The organism is Klebsiella sp. CN_Kp066, from assembly GCF_040065135.1.
In the GTDB taxonomy this organism is placed as follows: Bacteria; Pseudomonadota; Gammaproteobacteria; order Enterobacterales; family Enterobacteriaceae; genus Klebsiella; species Klebsiella oxytoca.
In genome coordinates this window covers 157,666-181,980 of sequence record NZ_JBEAIU010000040.1, presented here as the reverse complement: position 1 = coordinate 181,980, position 24,315 = coordinate 157,666, and the positions used below count along the sequence as shown (strand labels likewise).

The window sequence follows — 24,315 nt, the reverse complement described above, 5'->3', positions numbered from 1 at the left end:
GCGGAGATTAACGCAAATACTGTTCCGTCAGGGCGCACCACAGCGCGGCGCCTTTTAGCAACAGGGCATCGTTGAAGTCATATCCCGGGTTATGCACCATACAGCGATCCGCCTCATCCCCGGCTCCGATGGTGAAATAGCAGCCGTTCGGATTACGCTCGAGCATAAAAGCAAAATCTTCGCTGCCCATAAACGGCTTCACTTCGCCGACCAGCTCCTCGCCAAATAGCGAAGCCGCCACCTTCCGAACCATCTCATTGGCTGCCGGATCGTTTCTTAAAACCGGGCTGCCGTTAACGTGGGTAATGGCGGCGCTGGCGTTAAAGCTCTCGGCCTGAGCGACGGCAATATCGTGAATGCGCTGCAGTACGGTCTCGCGAACCTGTTCGTTTAAGGTGCGCACAGTGAGCTTCATTAAGGCCTTGTCATTGATAATATTCGGCGCATGCCCGGCCTGGATGCTGCCCACGGTCACGACAGCCGGCTCAAACGGCGTGATATTGCGGGAGACAATGGATTGCAGCGCCAGGGTGATATGGCATGCCACCAGCGTAGCGTCGACGGTATGCTCCGGCAGCGCGCCGTGTCCGCCAACCCCTTTGACTTCAATATGGAGAGTGTCGGATGAGGCCATCATCGCCCCGTCGCGCAGACCGATTTTGCCTAACGGTTGTCCCGGCATATTATGCAGGCCAAAAATGGCATCGCAGGGGAACTGGTCGAACAGGCCGTCTTCGAGCATAACCCGGCCGCCGTAGAGCAGTTCCTCAGCCGGCTGAAAAATAAGCTGCAGCGTGCCGTTAAACTGCCGCGTGCGCGCCAGATATTCCGCGGCGTACAATAGCGTGGTGGTATGACCGTCGTGGCCGCAGCCATGAAAACGTCCCTCTATCTGGCTGGCCCACGCTTTGCCGCTCATCTCATGCATCGGCAGCGCGTCCATATCCGCCCGAAGTCCCAACCGTTTTTGACCGTCGCCTGCGCGTAAGGTACCGACCACGCCGGTTCCCGCCAGACCACGATGGACCTGATAGCCCCACTCGCCGAGCAGTCGGGCCACCTCTTCGCTGGTTTTATGCTCTTCAAAACCGATTTCCGGCTGCTGGTGGAAACGGCGACGAAGAGCGACAAACTGCGCCTCATTAACCTGTAATGCCTCAATAATCGGGTGTGTCATTTTTATTATTCCTGTGTTGTGTTTGCACGACACTTTCGAGTTTATGCATCCATGGCGGCTTTAAAATGCGCTTTTTTGTTTTATAGTGACGGATTATTAATGAGTGTTTTTCATACAAAACGGTTATGACAAAAAACAACACGCTGTTTTTTGTCTTCAGGAGGCGGTGTGGATCATCATTCAGGCGACTTTCAGGTTACGGTTCGCGATATCCGCCAGTTGAGCCAGCAGGAAAACGAGACGCTGACGCTAATATGGCTGCTTGAGGGCAGCGTCGAACTCCGCGATGGCGAGTCGGGCCGGAACCTGCAGGCTGATGAACTGGCGATAGTGAATCGGCATCGCCGCTGGAGCCTGCACAGCAAGACGGCGAACGTCGTGATGGCGCTGTCGCTGAACGCTGGATGGCTGACCCGCCTCGACGGCGATTTTTTTGCCTCTGCCTACCAGAGCAGCAACGAAACCCGCGATGCCGAAGATACCCTGCGCTACCTGATGCGCCAGCTGCTGGTCCTCGGTCTGGTCAATCCGCAGGCCCACTACCGGCTGGAGGCCAACCGCTGGCTTAGCGAAATTGCTCTTCTGCTGGCGTCACGCTTCAGCCGTCCCCTCACCGCCCTGGCGCCTCGCGGAGCCGAACGCTGGAGTCAGCGAATAAATCGGGTAGTGGCGCGAATCGACGCCAACTATCAACGGCGCCTGTCGCTGCAGGAGATAGCCGCCGCCGAATTTGTTTCTGAGGCCTGGCTATCGCGTCTGTTCCGCAAAGAGGTGGGCGTCAGCTTTATGCAATACATCACCGGGCTTCGCCTGCGTAAAGCTACTGAGCAGTTGACGATGACGCGTAAATCGATACAGCAAATCGCTCAGCAACAGGGCTTTGCCAGCAGTCGGGTGATGAGCGACCTGTTTAAACGTGAACACGGTCTGACGCCGCGCCAGTTTCGCCAGCAGCATCCGCAAACGGCGGTTGAATCCCCTCGTCCACGCGTTCAACGGGCTGAACTATGGCAACCGGTGTCTATAGACAGGCTATATTCCCGGCTCAATGCGCCGCAGATCAATGGGTTGGATAGCCCACCGCTGCGGCTCAATCCCCAGCAAACCCGTCATCTTGATGTGCGCCAGCTACCGGCGCGCGGTACGCCGCTACGGCACACGCGCATCGTCGTTACCGTTCGGGAACTGGATGACCTGCTGCGCGAGGATGTCCGTCAGGAGCTCGAAGAACTGCACAACTCGCTGCCGATATTCGCCATCGACGTTCACGATCCGTTTCTCAGTAGCCGCCTGTTCGGTACCGGCTGGGACGATGCGCAGCTGGCCGGGTATGCCTGCTGGTATAACCTGCAGCGCATTTTTAGCTGGCTGGCGTCGATGGGCTGGGCGGTAATACTGCATACCGGTATCACCACCCGCGGCGATCTGCTACAGCGTTTTCTGCGCCTGTCCGCCAACCATTTTCCACCGGCAACCCTCGCCAGCTGGCGTTTTGTCTGGCACTGGTCCCCGCAGGCCAGCGATGAGGCGCGCCAGCATGCCTGGCGGCAACAAAAAACGATCCTCCAGGCGCTTTCGCCGCAGTCGGCGCTGGGGATCTGGCACCGCTTTTCACAAAACGTGGAGGACGATCCCCTCCTCTGTTCACCGCTGCTGGCCGAGGCGGATTTTCTTGCCTGCCAGGCAGATGCGAATGAACTGCTGGATCTGGCGCAGATTGATAGCCAGAGGCTGGCCGCCAGCGAGAATTACCCGGTGCTTAAAATGCGCAAGCTCCACAGCGCGCTGCGCCAGCGGCAGCTGTTGTTACCGCTTTGGCTACTGTCGTGGAATACCCTGACCGGCGATACTCGCGACACCAACGGCCGTTTCTTTCGCGGCGCGCTACTGATGGATAATCTGCTGGGGCTGGCAGACCAGGTGTGGCTGGCGGGGTTCTGGCTGAATTCCGGGCTGCAAGGGGAAGCCGGCGCTAACGGCAAGCTTGATACCTCCAGCCTGGCGCTGCACTATCTCCACGGTTTGCCGCGACCGGTGTATTGGGTCTTGTGGCTGTGGCACAGGCTGCGGGGCGAAGTGGTGATTAACGAAAAAAATTTGCTGCTGCTGCGCGATAACGGCCATTACCAGTTGCTGCTGCGCAATACGGTGGTTTTCAATCCCTGGCTTTCCAGCGAGGAGGCGTTTATCCAGCGCTTTAGTCAGCCATGGAGCGTGCGCCTGCTCGGCCTTGATGGACGCTGGCGCATCAAACATCATCTCTTCGATCGGCATCATGGCGCGCTCTTTCCGCTTTTCGAGGCTTTTCGCAGCCAGAGCGGCCCGGATGAAGAAGAGTATCGCTGGCTGACGCACCAGGCGCGCCCGGCCCTGCGCGTGAGCGAAGAAACGCCCGCAAGCGATCGCTGGCAGCTCGTCGATTCGCTGGAGAGCAACGCGCTGGCGCTGTATGAATTTACGCCTCTCAATAACATGAAGTGACAGTGTCACATGGATGGTTACCATGACCTGCAGCGGTAGACAGGGCGAAAGTTAAGGGTTTTGGATGCGCCCGGGCCGTCATCATGGTTAAACATTTGTAACTGGTAAGATATCCTGATGTGAACTATCATCGGCGCATGATGACTCAATGGACTGAAAATACAGATGATTCCGGTTAATTCCTCAACGCTTGGCCGCTATGCCGCGCACGTCAGCCTGGTTCATACCATGAAAAGCCACAAAGCCCCGGCGCTCACGGTCATGATGATCTTTTCAGACCTGCTTATTCGTTCAACCGAAGATTCCTATCGTCTGCAAGGCTGGGAAATCACGCCGCAAAAAAGCGGCCTGGTGCTGCGTACGTATGTCGCGAACCATCCTGATGGCGGAAAGCTTGAAATCACCCCGAAAGACTATATTGCACGTTATAACCGGCTCCTGCCGCTGTAGCGCCCCCTTCTCCGGCGGTCATGCCGGCACGGCTCGCTGGAGAATCCGCAAATAAAAAGCTACCATGTGGCAAACGTCTGGGCGTCTGCGGCGCAGAGAAGCGCTATGCTTACGACAATACGTGCCCGCGAGCCGTTCTGCATTTGAATCGATGAAATTCATATTTGCGCTTCCCGTCTCTTCGCCTGTTGCCAAACGCAGGGTGAATTAAGAGGTATACTCGAAGTTAATAAGCGGTATGAATTTGAATTAGTTGGTCAAATAACCGACGCAACCATCGCTTACATTATCTCCATAAGCAATAAGGTGGTGGTAAATGTTATTTAATATTAATAAGATAGAGCCTTGCTCTATAATCAATAAGAAACTATGCGCCTGAAATTGTCTTCTCTCCTGGCAGCGGTGTCTATGCTGTACGGGCAAGCTTTTGCCGCGCCCGCCCTGCCTGCTAACGCGGATATTCGCGATAGCGGTTTTGTTTATTGCGTAAGCGGCCAGGTTAACACCTTCAACCCACAAAAGGTCAGCAGCGGTCTGATTGTCGATACTCTTGCCGCCCAGCTGTACGACCGACTGCTTGATGTTGACCCCTATACCTACCGCCTGGTCCCGGAACTGGCAGAAAGCTGGGAGGTGCTGGATAACGGCGCCACCTACCGCTTCCACCTGCGAAACAACGTGCCGTTCCAGACTACCGCCTGGTTTAAGCCGACCCGCAATTTCAACGCTGACGACGTGATTTTTACCTTTGGCCGGATTTTTAACCGCGACCATCCGTGGCACAACGTGAACGGCAGCAGCTTCCCCTATTTCGATAGCTTACAGTTCGCCGACAGCGTCGAAAGCGTGCGTAAGCTGGATAACCACACCGTTGAATTTCGCCTCAAACGACCGGATGCTTCCTTCCTGTGGCACCTGGCTACCCACTACGCCTCGGTGATGTCGGCGGAGTATGCCGCAAAGCTGGCCCAGAGCGATCGTCAGGAGCTGATCGATCGTCAACCTGTTGGCACCGGCCCGTTCCAGCTTGAGGAATATCGCAGCGGGCAATATATTCGTCTGCAGCGCCACCCGGCCTACTGGCGAGGTAAACCGCTGATGCCGCAGGTGGTGGTCGATCTGGGCTCCGGTGGTACCGGACGACTGTCAAAACTGCTGACCGGCGAGTGTGATGTGCTGGCCTGGCCGGCTGCGAGCCAGCTCTCTATTCTGCGTGACGACCCGCGCCTTCGCCTGACCCTGCGCCCGGGAATGAACATCGCCTGGCTGGCGTTCAATACCGCTAAGCCGCCGCTCGATAATCCGGAGGTCCGTCACGCGCTGGCGTTGGCCATCAATAATCAGCGTCTGATGCAGTCAATCTATTACGGAACGGCGGAAACCGCAGCTTCAATGCTGCCTCGCGCCTCCTGGGCCTATGATAACGACGCCAGAATCACCGAATATAATCCTGCGGAAGCTCGCGCCAGGCTTAAAGCGCTGGGGCTGGAACAGCTGACGCTTAAACTATGGGTCCCGACCAGTTCGCAGGCCTGGAACCCCAGCCCCCTGAAAACCGCCGAGCTTATCCAGGCGGATATGGCGCAAATTGGCGTGAAGGTGATCATTGTGCCGGTCGAAGGGCGTTTTCAGGAAGCCAGATTAATGGATATGAGTCATGATCTGACGCTTTCCGGCTGGGCAACGGACAGTAACGATCCGGACAGCTTCTTCCGTCCGCTATTGAGCTGCGCGGCGATTGCCTCACAAACCAACTATGCTCACTGGTGTCATCGTGAATTCGACGACGTGCTGCAAAAAGCGCTGACATCCCAGCAGCTGGCTTCGCGCATTGAAGCTTATAAAGAGGCCCAACGCATTCTTGCTGATGAACTGCCGGTTCTGCCGCTGGCTTCCTCCCTGCGTCTTCAGGCCTATCGTTACGACATGAAAGGCCTGGTGCTGAGTCCGTTTGGCAACGCCTCTTTTGCCGGCGTCTCGCGGGAAAAAGAAGACGAGGTGCAAAAACCATGATTATTTTTACCCTGCGTCGCCTGCTGCTGCTGCTGATTACGCTCTTTCTGCTGACGTTTGTCGGTTTTAGCCTGAGCTATTTTACGCCTCACGCGCCGCTGCAGGGCGCCTCGCTGTGGAACGCCTGGTGGTTCTGGTTTGAGGGCGTGCTGCACTGGGATTTTGGCGTCTCCAGCATCAACGGGCAGCCGATCTCGGAGCAGCTTAAAGAGGTATTCCCTGCCACGATGGAGCTGTGTATCCTCGCCTTCGGCTTCGCGCTGGTGATCGGGATCCCCGTCGGCATGCTGGCGGGGATTATGCGCAACAAATGGCAAGATACCCTGATTAGCGCCCTGGCGCTGCTGGGCTTCTCGATCCCCGTATTCTGGCTGGCGTTGCTGTTGACCCTGTTTTTCTCCCTCACCCTGGGCTGGTTCCCGGTCTCCGGGCGCTTCGACCTGCTGTACGAAGTGAAATCGGTCACCGGCTTTGCGCTGATCGACGCGTGGCTTTCCGATTCGCCGTGGCGTCATGAAATGATCGTCAGCGCGGCGCGCCATATGGTGCTGCCGGTGCTGACCCTCGCAGTGGCGCCGACGACGGAAGTGATCCGTCTGATGCGCATCAGCACCAGCGAAGTGTACGACACCAACTATGTCAAAGCTGCGGCCACCCGCGGCGTATCGCGGCGGACAATTTTACACCGTCACGTACTGCATAACGCCCTGCCGCCGGTGATTCCGCGCCTGGGTCTGCAGTTTTCCACCATGCTAACGCTGGCGATGATTACCGAAATGGTCTTTAGCTGGCCGGGACTGGGCCGCTGGCTCATTAACGCCATTCGCCAACAGGACTACGCCGCAATCTCAGCGGGCGTGATGGTCATCGGCGCGCTGGTGATTATTGTGAACGTGATATCCGATATTTTGGGGGCTATGGCTAACCCACTGAAACATAAGGAATGGTATGCCCTACGATAGCAGTTACAAATAAAAAAATACCATTTAAATACAAAAAGTTAGGTTTTATTATTGTGATTTTTCCGGATTTTAATACACAATTTTGTACTCATTGTTTTTAACGTCCACTCCGGCAGTCATCAGTTATATGGCTGTCGGAGTTACCTTCCTACCTTTTCTCCACACCCTCTATACTTTCACTCTGATGACTGGAGGTAACCATGTGCGGACGCTTTGCTCAATCACAGACACGCGAAGAATACCTGGCTTACCTTGCCGAAGAAGCTGAGCGTGATATCGCCTATGATCCAGAACCATTCGGCCGATACAACGTGGCGCCAGTAGCAAAGGTTTTGCTCCTGAGCGAACATGATGAGCAACTGCATATCGATCCTGTCTTCTGGGGTTACGTACCAGGGGGGTGGGATAAACTATCCCTGATAAACGCACGCAAGAAATGTACGACGCCGATGTATCGCCCACGCTGATATCCAAGGTCACCGACGCCGTAAAAGAGCAGGTCACGGGGTGACAAAACCGACAACTGGATGCGCTGTATCCCATTGTTTATATGGACTGCATTGCTGTCAAAGTCCGTCAGAATGGCAGAGTAATCAACAAAGCCGTCTTCCTGGCGCTGGGTATCAACATCGAAGGCCAGAAAGAATTACTGGGTATGTGGTTGGCCGAAAATGAAGGCGCAAAGTTCTGGCTGAGTATGCTGACAGAGCTTAAAAATCACGGTCTTCAGGACATCCTGATTGCCTGCGAGGACGGTCTGAAGGGCTTCCCGGATGCGATAAACAGCGTCTACCCGCAGGCTCACATCCAGCTGTGCATCATCCATATGGTGCGTAACAGCCTGAAATACGTGTCCTGGAAGGACTACAAAGCCCTCACCAGCGGGCTAAAATCTTTATCAGGCCCCGATCGAAGAGGCGGCGCTAATGGCGCTGGATGCGTTCACAGAAGCATGGGAGGCTAAGTATCCCCAAATCAGCAAAAGCTGGCGTGCACAGTGGGAAAACTTGAACACGTTCTTCGGCTACCCACCGGATATCCGCAAGGCCATCTACACCACGAATGCTATAGAATCGCTGGACAGCGTGATCGGGCGGCGATAAAGAAACGTAAAGTATTCCCGACGGATGACTCGGTACGGAAAGTTGTTTATCGGGTGATCAAAAATGCATCAAAAAATGAGTATACCGATCCAGAACTTATGACTGGCGATGAGTCGTTTTATTATCGAGTTCGGTGACCGCATGAGCGATCACCTTTAATACAGTGGCAGTTACACAGAATTACTGACAGGCTCGTAGAATAGGTACACAGTCTGGATGTAATTGTATGTCATGACATCCGCCCCATCATAAATGACGGGGCGGATGTTAAAACATCATGACCTAAGTCCAATCCTGATAGCCATTTTCGTGAATCCAGACAAGCCCAGCAGGACAAGTATCAGATAAAAACCAATACCCATTAAAAGCGCCACACTCCATCTCTTCAGGAGAATTAGGGAAACTTTCTCTAAACTTAGAGACCTGCTCTTTTATTGTTCCCGTCCAGAACTTGCCACCGTTTCCAAGCTTTACTTTCCCTTCATACATTAAACGCTCAATAAACCAGAGAAATAACTCTTTCTCTTCATCAAATGACAGCGTTATCTTACCTGACAGGCTAGCTGGGTGAATATTTTCCCAAATCGTAACCATTGATGCCCCTTCAAGGGCTTCCTTCCTTTTTTTATATTCATCTTTTGTAATCATATATAATCTCCTATCTAAACTTGAGTTCAAACTTGTTGTCAGCGAGGTTTGAAGCTTTATTTATATCTTTATAGCCGATAATATCAATTGTCCATCGAGCTTTAGACTCTTGCGCACTAGCTGAATAATTTCTCAGATTTATAATTTTCCCGTCATACTTAGCGTAGTACACAACACCTTTTGCGTTTCTCACCTCGATAAGAGGTGTGCTTCCAGCAAGTGATTGTGCATAAGTATAGATATCTTTATCATTAAGTGATTCTGAAGCCAAAACTTTTGTTGTGCCTTTCTTGTTACTTCCTCCATCGCCTAACACTTGCGCTATGGGCTTGCCAAAAATATTAATATTACCATCTGGCTGTGATTTATCGAAAAGCTTGACTAACTGGCTAGTATTAACTTTCTGAATATCACGTACATAATCTGCCGTTTTCGTAGTAAGATTAGCCCCGGAGGCTGTTTCTCCTTTGATAAAGCTGGCAACAGATTGAATATTTAATGTTTTTTTATATTTAGTTCATCCTAGACCTTCACCAACTGCTGCGAAAGCTTCTTCAGGCTATCTTCGGTTTTCCCGATAATCAGCGTACTGGAAGTGGTAATGGCTCCGGTACCGATAAGTGCTTCTGGTGCCACAATATCTGCCGCATAAATACCCGCCTGATTCAGGCAGAGCGCAGGATTTGTTTTACAACCGGCGATAACCAGCCTTGCAGCCAGCACTAGCTCGGGAGCAGCACCAATCAGAGTCATACCACCTGCTGTCAGTGCCATACCCCCACCGCTGGCCGCTGCCACGATAATCGCCGCTTCTCTCCGGGCCTGAACACGCTTCGCCGCCGCCGCATCTCCTTTACTCGCGGCCAGAATATCCCGCTGATTATCCAGGGCATACTGCTGCAGCATATGTTCCGTCATGTTGTAGCGATAGACGTTCTGGGCACTGTCTGCACCGCTGTATACCCCTTCGGGTGTGTGCGTAATGAGTGCCCCGGTCAATGCGCCAATCATACGTGCCGTCTGCTCTTTTGCCTCGTTACTCTTTAAGACTTCCTGCAACCGCAGTATCCGGGCGGCGATAAAGAAACGCAAAGCATTCCCGACGGATGACTCGGTACGGAAAGTTGTTTATCTGGTGATCAAAAATGCATCAAAAAATGGAGTATACCGATCCAGAACTTATGACTGGCGATGAGTCGTTTTATTATCGAGTTCGGTGACCGCATGAGCGATCACCTTTAATACAGTGGCATTTACACAGAATTACTGACAGGCTCGTAGAATAGGTACGCAGTCTGGATGTAATTGTATGTCATGACATCCGCCCTATCATAAATGACGGGGCGGATGTTAAAATATCATGACCTAAGTCCAATCCTGATAGCCATTTTCGTGAATCCAGACAATACCTGCGGGGCAGTTTTCACTTAAAAACCAAAATCCTTCAAATGCATCACAATCCATTTCATCCTCAGTTTTGGGAAATGCCATTTCAAAAACATCGATCTGTTTTTCAATGCTTCCTGGGAGAAATTTTCCATAGCGAGCGAGTTTAATGTCACCATCCTTCAGTAAGCGTGAAATGAACCAGATATATAGAGCTTTTTCTTCCTGATAGGTTAGTTTATAGGCACCATCCACACTCTCTGGGTCAATATTTTTCCATAACATCGTTGTAGAGGCTCCTCGCAATAAATCTTTTCGATCCTGATATTGTTCCTCAGTTAAATATTTCATTTTATTACCCCTATCTAAATTTTACTTCGAATCTGTTTAATGATGTTTTGGATGCTGCTTTAATATCGGAGTTACCAATTTTCGCTGCACAGATAGTGGGAGAACCGTGACGTTCTCGAGTTGGATATGCCGCAGTGCAAAACACTGACCGGTCGGTTCTGCGGGGGAGGGCTTCCGGTAGTGAGGGATCAGGTGTGGAATGGCGGAGTAGGTCGCGCTGCTGTTGCGCCTGTTCCAGTAATGCCTTTTGTTGTTGCTCAATGGCATTCTGGTCCGCAGGGCTCAGGGTCGCTGCCGGGAGGGCTGTTGCAGTGAGTCTGGCCAGCAGAAACCCGTATCTGGCAGAGGAAAGACACGACATCAAAAACTCCGTTTTTTGAAATGTTGTGCAATTTAATGCAATGAATTGTTATCACTTGTCCACTATTAATTCATAATTGAACGTAAAATGTGCATTTTTTGATGTGATGTTCTGTGTTCCCGGGAGGAAGAAAATAGGGCTATTTCTGCCATGACAGAGGTTTCAGAGGTGGGTTGATGATAAAGCCGGAATACTCCGGCAGGATCGTCTAAGGTGGGTATTAAACCAGAGGCTGACCAATCAGCTTTTCAAGATGAGTTTGCCATACCCCAAGCCAATGGCGCTGATCATCAAGGTAATCATGCAGGTTATATCTCGCCATGACGCCGGACATATGATGGCCGAGCAATTTTTCTATAACATGTGGCGGCGCGCCGAGCTCGGACAGGCGTGTCGCTATTGTTCTTCTCAGGTCATGGAGCGACCATGTTTTCATTCCCGTTTTGGCGATGATTTGAGCTGAGAATAAAGCAATGTTGGATTGCAGCGGGGGACGATCGTGTTCTGGCCCTTTTTATCGTGACAGTGTCACAACATAATTTGAGACGGATGTTTCTTTTTCTGTCTTCAGCATTTTGACCACCGCTTCAGGTAGCGCCCGCCTTTCTGACTGACCGGTTTTGTAATCACTTGCTGGAATAGTCCAGGTTCCCTCCTGGAAATCAAACCATTCCCATTTAGCCGTTCTTATCTCAGTACTATGGCAACCGGTCATGATAAGAAACGTCATAATCAGCTGCTGCCTGTGCTTCATCTCTGGCAGAGCATTCCATACAGTTTTGATTTCTTCTTCACTTAACCAACGATCTTTTACCGCAGCAGTCAGCCCGACATCAGAGCGTCTTAAGCTTTCTATAGGATTTACGTTAATAACCCCTCGATTGGAGCAGAAACGGAATGTGCGCTGCATTAAACCCAGCATCTGGCCGGTAACCACCCTTCTCCCCATACCATCAAAAAGGTTTAGCCAGTGCGCCTTCGTTGTCTGGTCAACAACCATCTTGCCTAATACGGGCGAAATATGAATATTGAAGTCCCGGCGGTTAACTTTTATTTTCACCAGCCCTTCAGGAATGCAGTAAAACTTTTCCCAGTAGTCGAACGCTTCTTTAACTGTCAGCGCTTCTATTTTTCTGTTTCGCCAGCACCGTTTGCCGTCTCGGATCCAGTCCTTCCGTCAACCACGCCCTGAACTGCTGCCGACACTCTCGCGCATGAGATAGTGATATGGTTGGATAATCGCCAATCGTCAGCTGTACGGCCTTCCCGTTCCATCTGTAACGATAAAAGAATGTTATACTGCCGGAAGTGGACAACCTGACATTCAAGCCGTGAGCGTCTGAAATGACCTCAATTTTGTCTCTTTTTTTGCCAAGAGATTTCCTAAGTTTTGTGTCGGTAGGCAATGTGTACATTCGGGAAGATGATATACACATCAGTGTGCACATTATACGTAAATTGATAACCTTCAAATTAATGCAAAATAAAGAATCTTAAAGCACAAAATGGCAGTAACGTGTTGCTGGTATTGAAGAATTTAAAAAGACATCAATCATGACTAACAAACATAAAACAGGTTCATATGCCCTACGATAGCGTCTATCTGGAGAAGCGCCCGCCGGGTGCGCTGCGCACCGTTTGGCGAAAATTCTATGGCGATACTACCGCTATGATCGGCCTGTACGGCTGCGCGGCGCTGGTGCTACTGTGCGTTTTCGGCAGCTGGTTCGCGCCTTACGGTATCGATCAGCAGTTCCTTGGCTATCAACTGCTGCCGCCGTCATGGTCGCGCTACGGCGAAGTCTCGTTCTTTCTTGGTACCGACGATCTGGGCCGCGACGTTCTTAGCCGCCTGCTGAGCGGCGCGGCGCCAACGGTCGGCGGCGCGTTTGTGGTGACGCTGGGCGCTACCCTACTGGGTCTGGTGCTTGGCGTGATTGCCGGTGCGACCCACGGCCTGCGCTCGGCGGTAATGAACCATATTCTCGATACCCTGCTGTCGATCCCGTCACTGCTGCTGGCCATCATCGTGGTCGCCTTCGCCGGACCTCACCTCAGCCACGCGATGTTCGCCGTCTGGCTGGCGCTTCTGCCGCGCATGGTACGCTCGGTTTACAGCATGGTGCACGACGAGCTGGAAAAAGAGTATGTTATCGCCGCCCGCCTTGACGGAGCGTCAACCCTGAATATTTTATGGTTCGCGGTACTGCCAAATATTACCTCTGGGCTGGTTACGGAGATCACCCGAGCGCTATCGATGGCGATTCTGGATATCGCCGCGCTGGGTTTCCTCGACCTCGGCGCTCAGCTACCTTCCCCGGAGTGGGGAGCGATGCTCGGCGACGCGCTGGAGCTGATTTACGTTGCGCCGTGGACGGTGATGCTGCCGGGCGCGGCCATTATGATTAGCGTCCTGCTGGTTAACCTGCTGGGCGACGGGATCCGCCGCGCAATTATCGCCGGGGTGGAATAATGCCGTTACTCGATATCCGAAATTTAACCATTGAATTCAAAACCAACGAAGGCTGGGTGAAAGCCGTCGATCGCGTCAGCCTGACCCTCGCTGAGGGGGAAATTCGCGGCCTGGTCGGAGAATCCGGCTCGGGTAAAAGCTTAATTGCCAAAGCGATTTGCGGCGTCACCAAAGACAACTGGCGGGTGACCGCCGACCGTATGCGTTTCGACGATATCGATCTGCTGCGTCTCTCAGTGCGCGAACGGCGTAAACTGGTGGGCCACAACGTCTCGATGATTTTTCAGGAGCCGCAATCCTGTCTCGATCCTTCCGAACGTATCGGCGAACAACTCACGCAGAATATCCCCGGCTGGACCTTTAAAGGCCGCTGGTGGCAACGTTTTGGCTGGCGCAAGCGGCGCGCCATTGAGCTCTTGCACCGCGTGGGGATTAAAGACCATAAAGATGCGATGCGCAGCTTCCCCTACGAGCTGACGGATGGTGAGTGTCAGAAGGTCATGATCGCCATCGCACTGGCTAACCAGCCGCGGCTGCTGATCGCCGATGAACCGACTAACGCCATGGAGCCGACAACACAGGCGCAAATCATCCGCCTGCTGACGCGGCTGAACCAAAACAACAACACCACGATTTTGTTGATCAGTCACGATATGCAGATGCTCAGTAAATGGGCGGACAAAATTAACGTCATGTACTGCGGGCAGACGGTGGAAACCGCGCCGAGCGAGGAGCTGGTGACGATTCCTCATCATCCCTATACCCAGGCGCTGATTCGGGCGATTCCCGATTTCGGCAGCGCCATGCCGCACAAAAGTCGGCTCAATACCTTGCCGGGCGCTATTCCGCTGCTCGAACAGCTGCCTATCGGCTGCCGGCTCGGGCCGCGCTGCCCTTACGCCCAGCGTGAATGTATCGAAACGCCCCGGCTGGTGGGCGCGCGCAACCACCTCTATGCCTGTCACTTCCCGCTGAACATGGAGAAAGAGTGAAATGGTCGAAACATTGCTTGAAGTACGCAATCTGAGTAAGACCTTTCGCTACCGCACCGGCTGGTTTCACCGGCAAACGGTAGAGGCGGTTAAGCCGTTAAGCTTTACCCTGCGCGAGCGCCAGACTCTGGCGATTATCGGCGAAAACGGCTCCGGCAAATCGACGCTGGCGAAAATGCTAGCCGGGATGGTCGAACCCAGCACAGGCGAACTGCTGATTGATGACCATCCGCTGGCGTTTGGAGATTTCTCTTTCCGCAGCCAGAAGATTCGCATGATTTTTCAGGATCCGTCGACCTCGCTCAATCCACGGCAGCGAATTTCGCAAATCCTCGATTTCCCTCTGCGTCTCAATACCGACCTCGAACCCGAGGCGCGGCAGAAGCAGATTATCGAAACGTTACGCATGGTTGGTCTGCTGCCTGACCACGTCAGCTATTATCCGCATATGCTGGCACCGGGCCAAAAACAGCGTCTGGGCCTGGCGCGGGCGCTGATCCTGCGCCCGAAAGTGATCGTCTGCGATGAAGCGCTGGCGTCGCTGGATATGTCAATGCGCTCTCAACTGATTAACCTGATGCTGGAGCTGCAGGAAAAACAGGGTATCTCCTACATTTACGTTACCCAGCATTTGGGCATGATGAAGCACATCAGCGATCAGGTGCTGGTGATGCACCAGGGTGAAGTGGTCGAACGCGGCAGCACCGCCGACGTACTGGCCTCTCCGCTGCACGATCTGACAAAACGTCTGATTGCCGGCCATTTCGGCGAGGCGCTGACCGCCGATGCCTGGCGTAAAGACGGTAAATAATCCGAGGCGAAAATTGCGATGATTGTTCCGGTTCAGTTTTCTACCCTGCCGGTCACGCCGTGGAAAAACGGCGGTGGGGAAACGCGTGAAATTGTCAGCGTTGCCTCGCCAGATGCGCCGTTTCTCTGGCGCGCCAGTATCGCTACGCTGGAAAAGGATGGCCCGTTTTCTCCTTTTCCCGGCGTTGACCGGGTCATCACCCTTCTTGAGGGCCAGCCGCTGTGGCTACGGGGCGACAATATTGCTCAGCGCCTGATGCTCTGGCAGCCATGGGCTTTTGCCGGCGAATGGCCTCTTGCCAGCGAAGGCATTAGCGGACGCGGTCTCGATTTCAATATTATGACCCAGCGCGCGCGTGCCGCCTCGCGGGTTATCGTCGTCGCTGAACCGCAGCGGCCCGGCGCGGAGGGTATCGCATGGGTTCTGCGGGGACACTGGCGGATGGCGGATACGATTTACCAGGCCGGCTCGGGGATCTGGTGGCAGAATCAACCGCCTGGCGAGCTGATCCCGCACTCTGAGGACGCCCGGCTTTTACTGGCGGAAATCGAGCGCCGCTAACCCCAGATCGCCGCAATATCAGATGGTATACTCTTGTACGCACGGTAGCCAAAGCGCGCCAGACCGTGGCAAATGGCAGAAAAATATCGTGACACAAGGGGTCGTCAGTGGGATATAATTCCCGGCTAAATTTGAGTTATTTTGAAATAACAACGCTAACCAGATGATTGTTAAAGTAAAAATACGCAATAACGATAAGGATTAAAAGCTATGGGTTTTCTTTCCGGTAAGCGCATTCTGTTGACTGGCCTTGCCAGCAAACTGTCCATCGCCTGGGGCATCGCACAAGCAATGCACCGTGAAGGGGCTGAACTGGCGTTCACCTATCAGAACGAAAAACTGAAAGGTCGTGTGGAAGAATTTGCCGCCGCGCTGGGTTCTAACATTGTCCTGCCGTGCGATGTGGCGGAAGACGAGAGCATCGAGTCTCTGTTCACCGAGCTGGCAAAAGTATGGCCTAAGTTTGACGGTTTCGTACACTCTATCGGCTATGCTCCGGCAGATCAGCTGGACGGCGACTACGTTAATGCGGTTACCCGCGACGGTTTCAAAATCGCTCACGATATCAGCGCCTACAGCTTTGTGGCGATGGCGAAAGCCTGCCGCGGTATGCTGAACCCGGGCTCCGCCCTGCTGACGCTCTCCTACCTGGGCGCAGAGCGCGCCATCCCGAACTACAACGTGATGGGTCTGGCGAAAGCCTCCCTCGAAGCTAACGTCCGCTACATGGCTAACGCCATGGGTCCGGAAGGCGTGCGCGTTAACGCCATCTCTGCCGGTCCAATCCGTACCCTGGCGGCTTCCGGTATCAAAGATTTCCGTAAAATGCTGGCGCACTGCGAAGCGGTCACTCCGATCCGTCGCACCGTCACCACTGAAGACGTGGGTAACAGCGCAGCATTCCTGTGCTCCGACCTGTCTGCCGGCATCTCCGGCGAAGTCGTTCACGTTGACGGCGGCTTCAACATCGCCGCCATGAACGAGCTGGAAATCAAATAAGTTGTTCACCCTCCTTACGTCCGTGAGGAGGGGTCTTTTCTGCATATTTACCCTTCTGTTATTCCAATCCGCTATTTGTTAGCACGTATCAATATTTTCTCCGGCCCCAGGGTTAAGCCAGGATAGTTCCGCATAGCATGACCGCGAAACGGCGGTTTGCCACATACCGAACAAGGAACGCCCATGGAGCAACGCCGCGTTTACGGCAAAAACCACTGGTATCATGAGACCCAGTCAACAATCTGCCCGGTGGATGTATTGCCGCTCGTCCCTGAAGCCGCCCATGTCGAAGATCGTTTTCTCCTCGATCTCACGCTACCAGAAGATCTGTTTAGGGCGCATGCGCGCTGGCTGGCACCCGCCAGACGGCTGGCTGATGCCCTGTTTCCCGCTTCTGTGAGCGTAAATCGTCTACAGACATTTAGCGCCTATGACCGGCTTAGCACGGCGCTGACCGTCGCCCAGGTTTATGGCGTTCAGCGGCTATGCAATCACTACGCAGCCCGCCTGGCGCCGCTTCCCGGCCCGGACTCCTCGCGTGAAAGCAATCGACGCCTGGCGCAAATTACCCAATACGCCCGCCAGCTGGCGAGCTCTCCTTCACTGATCAACGCGCTCTCCCGCAGCCAGCTTGACGAAGTCGGCCTGACCAGTCGCGACATTATTCTTATCAATCAGATTATTGGCTTTATCGGCTTCCAGGCGCGCGCTATCGCCGCCTTTCACGCCGCGCTGGGTTACCCGGTGCGCTGGATCCCCGGGATGCCGCAGCAGGAAGATGCGCCAGAGGCGCTTTTCATTGCCCGAGAGAGCGACTGGCGGCCCGGACTTGACGACTCAGATTTACGCTATGCCGATGATGAGCGTCAGTCGCTGCTGGCAAAATGGCAAAAGTATCCCGGCCTGTTTGAACTGGCGCCGCTGCTGGCGACCCAGGAACCGCCGCTGGATCTGCAGGAACTGCTCCTGAGCCACCTCAGCGATCAGCCGCCGTTCGCCGCGCAGGTGGCGCTGATCGCAGCGCGGATTAACGGCAGCATCAGCTGCTTCAATGCCTGGGCCTCGCGATGTCCGGATTTTGCCGATGCTTTACGCGGTATCGTTCCTGACGCGCAGTCGCGCAGAGAAGAGCATGTCATCGAGCACCGGCTTTTACAGTCCATACAGCTTTTAACCCGCTCCCCTGACCGTTTTAGCGCCGCCCACCTAAGCCCATTGACGGAATGCGGGCTTTCCCGCACCGCCGCCATCGATCTTCTCGCCTGGTGCGGGCTATGCGGTTGGATGAATCGTCTGAAAATCGCCCTCGGCAATGGATGTCAGCAGACGTAAAATGCTGAAACAGCGCTTGCTGCGGCAGGCATATTCGCGTAAAAATGTCAGCCGCTCTTTTAGCCACGAAAATAAGAAATTATGTTTCAGGACAACCCGCTGCTAGCGCAGCTTAAACAGCAACTGCATTCCCAGACTCCGCGCGTTGAAGGGGTCGTTAAAGGGACGGAAAAAGGGTTTGGCTTCCTCGAAGTCGACTCTCAGAAAAGCTATTTCATTCCGCCGCCGCAAATGAAAAAAGTCATGCATGGCGATCGTATTATTGCCGTGGTCAATACTGAAAAAGAACGCGAAAGCGCTGAGCCGGAAGAACTGGTTGAGCCGTTCCTGACGCGTTTTGTCGGCAAAGTTCATAAGAAAGACGACCGTCTTTCCATCGTTCCTGACCATCCGCTGCTGAAAGATGCCATTCCCTGCCGCGCTGCTCGCGGCGTAGAGCATGATTTTAAAGAGGGTGACTGGGCCGTTGCCGAAATGCGCCGTCATCCGCTGAAAGGTGACCGCGGTTTCTACGCTGAGCTCACCCAGTACATTACCTTCGGCGACGATCATTTCGCACCATGGTGGGTCACCCTGGCGCGCCATAATCTGGAAAAAGAAGCGCCGGATGGGGTAGCGACCGAGATGCTTGATGAGGGTCTGGAACGCCGCGATTTAACGGCGCTGACTTTCGTGACCATCGACAGCGCCAGCACCGAAGATATGGACGATGCGCTGTACGCCGAGCTGGCCGCTGACGGTAAGCTGCACCTGACTGTCGCCATCGCCGATCCAACCGCCTGGATTGCCGAAGGCAGCAAGCTGGACAATACGGCAAAAATTCGCGCCTTTACCAACTATCTGCCGGGCTTCAACATTCCGATGCTGCCGCGCGAACTCTCTGATGACCTCTGCTCCCTGCGCCCCAACGAAGTTCGTCCGGTTCTGGCCTGCCGTATGATCCTGGCTGCTGACGGGGCCATCGAAGACGATATTCAGTTCTTCGCGGCGACCATCGAATCGAAAGCGAAGCTGGCCTACGATGATGTGTCCGACTGGCTGGAAAATAACGGCGGCTGGCAGCCGGAGAGCGAGATAATCGCGCAGCAAATTAACCTGCTGCACGATGCCTGCCTGCGCCGTAGCGAATGGCGCAAAAACCACGCGCTGGTGTTCAAGGACCGTCCGGATTATCGCTTTGTGCTGGGCGAAAAAGGCGAAGTGCTGGATATCGTTGCCGAACCGCGTCGTATCGCTAATCGCATCGTTGAAGAGTCGATGATTGCCGCCAACATCTGCGCCGCCCGCGTGCTGCGCGATAAGCTCGGTTTCGGCGTGTATAACGTCCATACCGGATTCGATCCGGCCAATACCGAGCAGCTCGCGGCCTTGCTGAAAACCCACGATGTTCACGTTGATCCGGTGGAAGTACTGACGCTGGAGGGCTTCTGCAAACTGCGTCGCGAACTGGACGCGCAGCCGTCCGGTTTCCTCGACAGCCGTATTCGCCGTTTCCAGTCCTTTGCCGAAATCAGCACCGAGCCGGGCCCGCACTTTGGCCTGGGTCTGGAAGCCTATGCAACCTGGACCTCCCCAATCCGTAAGTACGGCGATATGATCAACCATCGTCTGCTGAAAGCGATTATCAAAGGGGAAACCATCTCTCGTCCGCAGGATGACGTTGCGGTGCAAATGGCGGAACGTCGCCGCCTCAACCGCATGGCGGAGCGCGACGTCGGCGACTGGCTGTACGCCCGCTATCTGAAGCCGCAGGCCGGCACTAATACTCGCTTTGCTGCTGAAATTATCGATGTCAGCCGCGGCGGTATGCGTGTTCGACTGGTTGATAACGGCGCGGTTGCCTTTATCCCGGCCCCATTCCTCCACGCCGTACGCGATGAGCTGGTTTGCAGCCAGGAAAGCGGTACCGTGCAAATTAAAGGCGAGGTCGTATATAAGGTGACGGATGTTATCGATGTCACGATTGCCGAAGTCCGCATGGAAACCCGTAGCGTGATTGCGCGCCCTGCCGCCTGATAGACTGTTCAATGCGGCTCCCTTACCCGGAGCCGCGTTTTAGCCCTTCCCGTAGGTGTTCCGCGCGTTGTCCGCTAATTATCGTCGATGAGTAAAGTTGTGCGTTTATTTCGCTTCTCTTTTTCATCCGTTTTTAGCATCATTGATTTTATTCACATTTGTAACCAGGATAACGCCATGTCAGATCTGAATGCTCGCCTGCTCGCCCAACGTATCGATACCGTGCTGGATATTCTGGTTGCCGGGGATTATCACTCCGCGATCCATAACCTCGAAATTCTGAAAGCTGAACTCCAGGCGCTTTCGAACGACGAACAGGAAAACAAACCCGGCCAGCCTAAGGCCCCGTGGGAAATTTGATAATCTACACCGCCGCAATCGGGCATCCTGGCCCGATCGCTCGCCCAAACAGCCCTTAACTGCGAAGTTGCTATGAACGCCCGACAACAAAGTATTTTGCAAATGGTCATCGATAAAGGCCGTATGAGCGTGGCCGATCTCGCGAAAATGACCGGTGTCTCTGAAGTCACCATTCGCCAGGATTTAAACTCATTAGAAAAGCAGAGCTACCTGCGACGTACCCACGGCTTCGCCGTTCCGCTGGACAGCGAAGATGTGGAAACCCGCATGATGACCCATTTCGCCATTAAGCGAGAGCTGGCTGCGCGGGCCGCTACGCTCGTCTCCTCCGGGGAAACGGTATTTATCGAAAACGGCAGCTGCAACGCTCTGCTCGCCCGTACGCTCGCCGAGCGCGGCGATATCACTATCATCACCGTCAGCAGCTATATCGCTCACCTACTGAAAGAGACGCCCGGAGAAGTGATCCTGCTGGGTGGAATCTACCAGAAGCGCAGCGAAAGCATGGTTGGTCCTCTCACGCGGCAGTTTATTCAGCAGGTTCACTTCAGCAAGGCCTTTATCGGCATCGACGGCTGGCAGGCCGAAACCGGATTTACCGGACGAGATATGATGCGCGCCGATGTGGTGAACGCGGTGCTTGAAAAGGGCTGTGAGGCGATTGTGCTGAGCGATAGCTCGAAGTTCAACGTTGTGCACCCATATCCGCTCGGGCCGATCGGCCGATTCAACCGCATTATTACCGACGACAATCTAAACGATGCCGTGCATAACCAGTTAACGCAGTGCGGCTTAACCGTAAATATCGTCAACCATCCCTGATCGTTCTCCCTGCTTTGCCTTTAGTATGCCGGGCCGTACCCGGCATAGCTCTCGTCTGAGACTTATCTGACCGCTGAATTCAGACTTTTTACCTGCCTGAAAAATTTATTGAAAGTAGAATTAATGTTAGCGATATAACAGGAAGTAACTATCACCTGCGTGAATAGAGCAACACCTGCGCAACTAAAGCTTCATGGAATACTCCCCGAGCTGGCGTAACAAGCTATGCTTAAGGGAAGTTGTATCCATGAATAGATTATTCAGGAGAAAAAAATGATGACTTCAATGAACAAAAAAATGGCCGCTGTGGTTCTGGCCGTCACTGTTGCAATGTCTCTGAGCGCTTGTTCGAACTGGTCTAAACGCGATCGTAATACCGCTATCGGCGCAGGCGCCGGTGCGCTCGGTGGCGCGGTGCTTACCGACGGCAGCACCCTGGGTACCCTGGGCGGCGCGGCAGTCGGCGGTATTATTGGCCACCAGGTAGGTAAATAATTTAACCGCAAGCAATTAAATTAAAGTTTATATTAGCTGACCAGTACACCAGCAAAAAATTGCAGGCCACGATAATTATCGTGGCCTTATTATTGATTAACCGCCAGCCAGCTTAACCTTCATCCCTTTGGCTTCAAGAAGCGTTTTTAGCAGCTCGCGCTTATCGCCCTGAATCTCAATCACACCGTCCTTTACCGACCCACCGCAGCCGCATTTCTTTTTCAGCTCGGCGGCAAGTTTAGCCAGCGCTTCATCATTCTCATCAATCCCACTAATCAGGCAGACGCCCTTACCCTTACGACCGCTTGTCTGCCGCTGGATGCGCACGATACCGTCCCCTTTCGGGCGCGCTTGTACCGGTTTGGGTTCATCAATACGACCGCTGTCCGTTGAGTACACCAGTCGGCTATTGGAATCGCTCATCATGCCTCCTTATTCAACGATGCGTTGATGCTGCGCAGCGTAGCGGCAGGATCGGCAGACTGCGTGACCGGGCGACCAATGACCATATAATCCACGCCAGCTGCCTGCGCCTGCTCCGGCGTCATAATTCGCCGCTGGTCGCCGGCGTCGCTGCCTTGTGGACGAATGCCAGGCGTCACCAGCCTGAACGCCTGGCCCCGTTCTTGTTTAAAGCGAACCGCTTCCTGCGCCGAGCATACCACGCCATCCAGACCGCAGCGCTGGGTCAGCTCCGCCAGCTTCGCGGCGTAGTCGGCTGGAGAAAGCGTAATCCCCAGATCCTGTAGATCGCTGGCTTCCATGCTGGTTAGCACGGTGACGGCAATTAACAGCGGGGCGTCTTTGCCGAAAGGTTGTAGGGCTTCACGTGCGGCGGTCATCATACGCGCCCCCCCGGAAGCGTGAACGTTGACCATCCAGACGCCGAGCTCAGCCGCTGCGGCGACCGCGCGGGCGGTGGTATTCGGAATATCGTGAAATTTTAGATCGAGAAAAACTTCGAAACCGCGCTGATGCAGGTCGCGAACAAACTGCGGCCCCAGTAGAGTAAACATCTCTTTACCCACCTTCAGGCGACAGTCGCGCGGGTCGATACGGTCGACAAACGCCAGCGCTTTATCACGGTTATCATAATCAAGAGCAACGACGACGGGAGAGGATGTGACAACGCGGGAAGAAGATGTAGCAGTAGACGTCATGACCGGACCTTAATTGTTGATGAGCGCCGGTTCGGCGCAAAAAAGGTAAACGGGCAGCATTCTACCTGCGATAAGGCAAAAATAACAGGCTGCATTTCCCTGTCTGCCGGACGATTCGGCTACCGTAGCCGGAGGAGATGATGAAGATAAATCCATTAGTATGTTGTAACTAAAGCGCGCGTTTTTTTAAATTTACTGCCCATCCAGGCCGCGAATTGGCTTAATGGTGGACCACGAGCGGCACGACGGGCAGTGCCAGTACAGCGTATGCGCGGTGAAACCACATTTTTGACAGCGGTAACGCGGCTTGCTGCGGACCTGTTCGCCCACCATCTGGCGCAGAACACCCAGGCTCTGCTTCGCCCGCCCCTCTTCGGCTTCATTAATATGGTAATCGATCAGTTTATGGAATACGCGCATCGTCGGGTGGCGCTCCAGCTGGCGCGTCACATAGTTTTGCGCGGACTCAATTCCTTCTCGCTGCTCAAGGATTTGTGCCAGCATGAGGTCGGCCGTCGCCCCGGTGTTTTCATCCGCGCAGCGGCGTAAAAACGCTTCCCACTCGTCGATTTTCCCCAGCTGCTGGTAACAGGTTTGCAGCATCTCCAGGGTTTCACCGACCAGTTCTTTGTCTTGCTCAATTACCCGTTCCAGGCTCTCGACGGCTTTAGCGTAGTCGCCCTTCTCCATCCACACCCGTCCCATCATGATGGAGACGCGAGCGCTGTTCTTGTCCGCAGCGGCGCCTTTTTTCAGTAGCGCCATGGCCTTATCCAGGTCATTGCCCGCCATTTGCTGCAGCGCCAGCTCGCACCAGAAGTTGGCGATTTCGCCGCGGTGCTTCTCTTTACCGAGCTTAACCAGGCGTTCCGCCACTTCAATCGCCGACTGCCAGTCGCTGGTTGACTGATAAATCTGCAGCAGCTGCTGTAATGCACCAAGGCGAAAATCCGTTTCATCCACCAGCTGTTTAAACATCCCCTCCGCCCGGTCATACAGCCCGGCTGCCATATAATCGCGCCCCAGCTGCTGAACCGCCAGCAGGCGCTGATCGTAAGTTAACGAGGCGCTTTCCATTAAGCTCTGGTGAATGCGGATAGCGCGGTCAACTTCGCCGCGCGAGCGAAACAGATTGCCCAGCGTAAGGTGGGCTTCGACGGTGCCGGTATCCTCTTTCAGCATATCGAGGAACAGATCGACGGCTTTATCCTGCTGATTGCTCAGCAGGAAGTTAACCCCTGTAACGTAGTCACGCGACAGACGGCTCGCATCGTCCTGTTTGGACTGTTGTGCACTTCTGCGCCCCATATACCAGCCATATGCTGCGGCAACGGGCAAAAGCAGAAACAACAACTCCAGCAT

22 protein-coding genes and 3 pseudogenes are annotated in these 24,315 nt (G+C 54.0%); 16 read left to right on the top strand and 9 right to left on the bottom strand.

All coding sequences use genetic code 11. The annotated features are described in order from the left end of the window. Nucleotides 1-7: 7 nt before the first annotated feature. Complete coding sequence (locus ABLV75_RS16490) at nt 8-1,177, bottom strand: M20 aminoacylase family protein (protein ID WP_047719918.1); 1,170 nt, start codon at nt 1,175-1,177, stop codon at nt 8-10. 168 nt (nt 1,178-1,345) lie between these two features. On the opposite strand from ABLV75_RS16490, the gene ABLV75_RS16485 reads away from it, so the two are divergent. From ABLV75_RS16485 to ABLV75_RS16460, 6 genes and pseudogenes are all read left to right on the top strand, one after another. After that, nucleotides 1,346-3,658 (top strand): helix-turn-helix domain-containing protein, encoded by a 2,313-nt coding sequence (locus tag ABLV75_RS16485; RefSeq protein WP_047719920.1) that lies wholly within the window; start codon nt 1,346-1,348, stop codon nt 3,656-3,658. Nucleotides 3,659-3,823: 165 nt separating this feature from the next. Next, nucleotides 3,824-4,108, top strand: a complete 285-nt coding sequence (locus tag ABLV75_RS16480) for a hypothetical protein (protein WP_016808546.1) — start codon at nt 3,824-3,826, stop codon at nt 4,106-4,108. Between the two features lie 369 nt (nt 4,109-4,477). Next, complete coding sequence (sapA, locus tag ABLV75_RS16475; RefSeq protein ID WP_004101448.1) at nt 4,478-6,121, top strand: ABC transporter substrate-binding protein SapA; 1,644 nt, start codon at nt 4,478-4,480, stop codon at nt 6,119-6,121. Beyond that, nucleotides 6,118-7,083: a putrescine export ABC transporter permease SapB gene (sapB, locus tag ABLV75_RS16470; protein WP_004101442.1), complete on the top strand. Its 966-nt coding sequence runs from the start codon at nt 6,118-6,120 to the stop codon at nt 7,081-7,083. The genes sapA and sapB overlap by 4 nt, the downstream gene beginning before the upstream one ends. A gap of 200 nt (nt 7,084-7,283) precedes the next feature. After that, nucleotides 7,284-7,544, top strand: a pseudogene (locus ABLV75_RS16465) (SOS response-associated peptidase family protein); the annotation flags it as partial. After that, nucleotides 7,514-8,288 (top strand): annotated as a pseudogene (locus ABLV75_RS16460) (IS256 family transposase); the annotation flags it as partial. The pseudogenes ABLV75_RS16465 and ABLV75_RS16460, both read left to right, overlap by 31 nt. Nucleotides 8,289-8,468: 180 nt before the next feature. On the opposite strand, the gene ABLV75_RS16455 reads toward ABLV75_RS16460, so the two are convergent. From ABLV75_RS16455 to ABLV75_RS16435, 5 genes and pseudogenes are all read right to left on the bottom strand, one after another. Continuing rightward, entirely contained in the window at nt 8,469-8,834 is a 366-nt protein-coding gene (locus ABLV75_RS16455) for a DUF596 domain-containing protein (RefSeq protein ID WP_017146051.1), read from the bottom strand. 10 nt (nt 8,835-8,844) lie between these two features. After that, complete coding sequence (locus ABLV75_RS16450) at nt 8,845-9,150, bottom strand: hypothetical protein (protein ID WP_047719922.1); 306 nt, start codon at nt 9,148-9,150, stop codon at nt 8,845-8,847. Between the two features lie 206 nt (nt 9,151-9,356). Continuing rightward, nucleotides 9,357-9,926 (bottom strand): hypothetical protein, encoded by a 570-nt coding sequence (locus ABLV75_RS16445; RefSeq protein ID WP_017146053.1) that lies wholly within the window; start codon nt 9,924-9,926, stop codon nt 9,357-9,359. A gap of 273 nt (nt 9,927-10,199) precedes the next feature. After that, nucleotides 10,200-10,505 (bottom strand): DUF596 domain-containing protein, encoded by a 306-nt coding sequence (locus ABLV75_RS16440; protein ID WP_017146054.1) that lies wholly within the window; start codon nt 10,503-10,505, stop codon nt 10,200-10,202. A 647-nt stretch (nt 10,506-11,152) separates the two neighbouring features. After that, nucleotides 11,153-12,368 (bottom strand): annotated as a pseudogene (locus ABLV75_RS16435) (tyrosine-type recombinase/integrase). A 146-nt stretch (nt 12,369-12,514) separates the two neighbouring features. On the opposite strand from ABLV75_RS16435, the gene sapC reads away from it, so the two are divergent. The 10 genes from sapC (at nt 12,515) to osmB (ending at nt 21,793) form a co-directional block, all read left to right on the top strand. Continuing rightward, nucleotides 12,515-13,405: a putrescine export ABC transporter permease SapC gene (gene sapC / locus ABLV75_RS16430; RefSeq protein WP_004101427.1), complete on the top strand. Its 891-nt coding sequence runs from the start codon at nt 12,515-12,517 to the stop codon at nt 13,403-13,405. Continuing rightward, nucleotides 13,405-14,397: a putrescine export ABC transporter ATP-binding protein SapD gene (gene sapD / locus ABLV75_RS16425; protein WP_004101425.1), complete on the top strand. Its 993-nt coding sequence runs from the start codon at nt 13,405-13,407 to the stop codon at nt 14,395-14,397. The genes sapC and sapD overlap by 1 nt, the downstream gene beginning before the upstream one ends. 1 nt (nt 14,398) lies before the next feature. Then, nucleotides 14,399-15,208, top strand: a complete 810-nt coding sequence (sapF, locus tag ABLV75_RS16420; RefSeq protein WP_004101423.1) for a putrescine export ABC transporter ATP-binding protein SapF — start codon at nt 14,399-14,401, stop codon at nt 15,206-15,208. An 18-nt stretch (nt 15,209-15,226) separates the two neighbouring features. Continuing rightward, nucleotides 15,227-15,769 carry a HutD family protein gene (locus ABLV75_RS16415; RefSeq protein WP_004101421.1) on the top strand — a complete coding sequence of 181 codons (543 nt, stop codon included), beginning with the start codon at nt 15,227-15,229 and terminating at the stop codon, nt 15,767-15,769. Between the two features lie 210 nt (nt 15,770-15,979). Continuing rightward, entirely contained in the window at nt 15,980-16,768 is a 789-nt protein-coding gene (gene fabI / locus ABLV75_RS16410; RefSeq protein ID WP_004101419.1) for an enoyl-ACP reductase FabI, read from the top strand. Between the two features lie 183 nt (nt 16,769-16,951). Then, nucleotides 16,952-18,100 carry a carboxymuconolactone decarboxylase family protein gene (locus tag ABLV75_RS16405; protein ID WP_049128044.1) on the top strand — a complete coding sequence of 383 codons (1,149 nt, stop codon included), beginning with the start codon at nt 16,952-16,954 and terminating at the stop codon, nt 18,098-18,100. 81 nt (nt 18,101-18,181) lie between these two features. Continuing rightward, nucleotides 18,182-20,116 (top strand): exoribonuclease II, encoded by a 1,935-nt coding sequence (locus tag ABLV75_RS16400; protein WP_016808529.1) that lies wholly within the window; start codon nt 18,182-18,184, stop codon nt 20,114-20,116. Nucleotides 20,117-20,293: 177 nt separating this feature from the next. Beyond that, entirely contained in the window at nt 20,294-20,476 is a 183-nt protein-coding gene (locus tag ABLV75_RS16395; protein ID WP_004101405.1) for a hypothetical protein, read from the top strand. Nucleotides 20,477-20,548: 72 nt separating this feature from the next. After that, entirely contained in the window at nt 20,549-21,298 is a 750-nt protein-coding gene (locus ABLV75_RS16390; protein ID WP_004101403.1) for a DNA-binding transcriptional regulator YciT, read from the top strand. 276 nt (nt 21,299-21,574) lie between these two features. Beyond that, entirely contained in the window at nt 21,575-21,793 is a 219-nt protein-coding gene (osmB, locus tag ABLV75_RS16385; RefSeq protein WP_004139496.1) for an osmotically-inducible lipoprotein OsmB, read from the top strand. A gap of 96 nt (nt 21,794-21,889) precedes the next feature. Here osmB and yciH read toward each other — a convergent pair whose 3' ends face one another. From yciH to lapB, 3 genes are all read right to left on the bottom strand, one after another. After that, nucleotides 21,890-22,216, bottom strand: a complete 327-nt coding sequence (gene yciH / locus ABLV75_RS16380; RefSeq protein ID WP_004112434.1) for a stress response translation initiation inhibitor YciH — start codon at nt 22,214-22,216, stop codon at nt 21,890-21,892. Further along, nucleotides 22,216-22,953, bottom strand: a complete 738-nt coding sequence (pyrF, locus tag ABLV75_RS16375) for an orotidine-5'-phosphate decarboxylase (RefSeq protein ID WP_017146059.1) — start codon at nt 22,951-22,953, stop codon at nt 22,216-22,218. Before pyrF ends, yciH begins: the two co-directional genes overlap by 1 nt. Before the next feature lie 192 nt (nt 22,954-23,145). Further along, on the bottom strand, nt 23,146-24,315 hold the full coding sequence (gene lapB, locus ABLV75_RS16370; protein WP_004101396.1) for a lipopolysaccharide assembly protein LapB: 1,170 nt from the start codon (nt 24,313-24,315) through the stop codon (nt 23,146-23,148).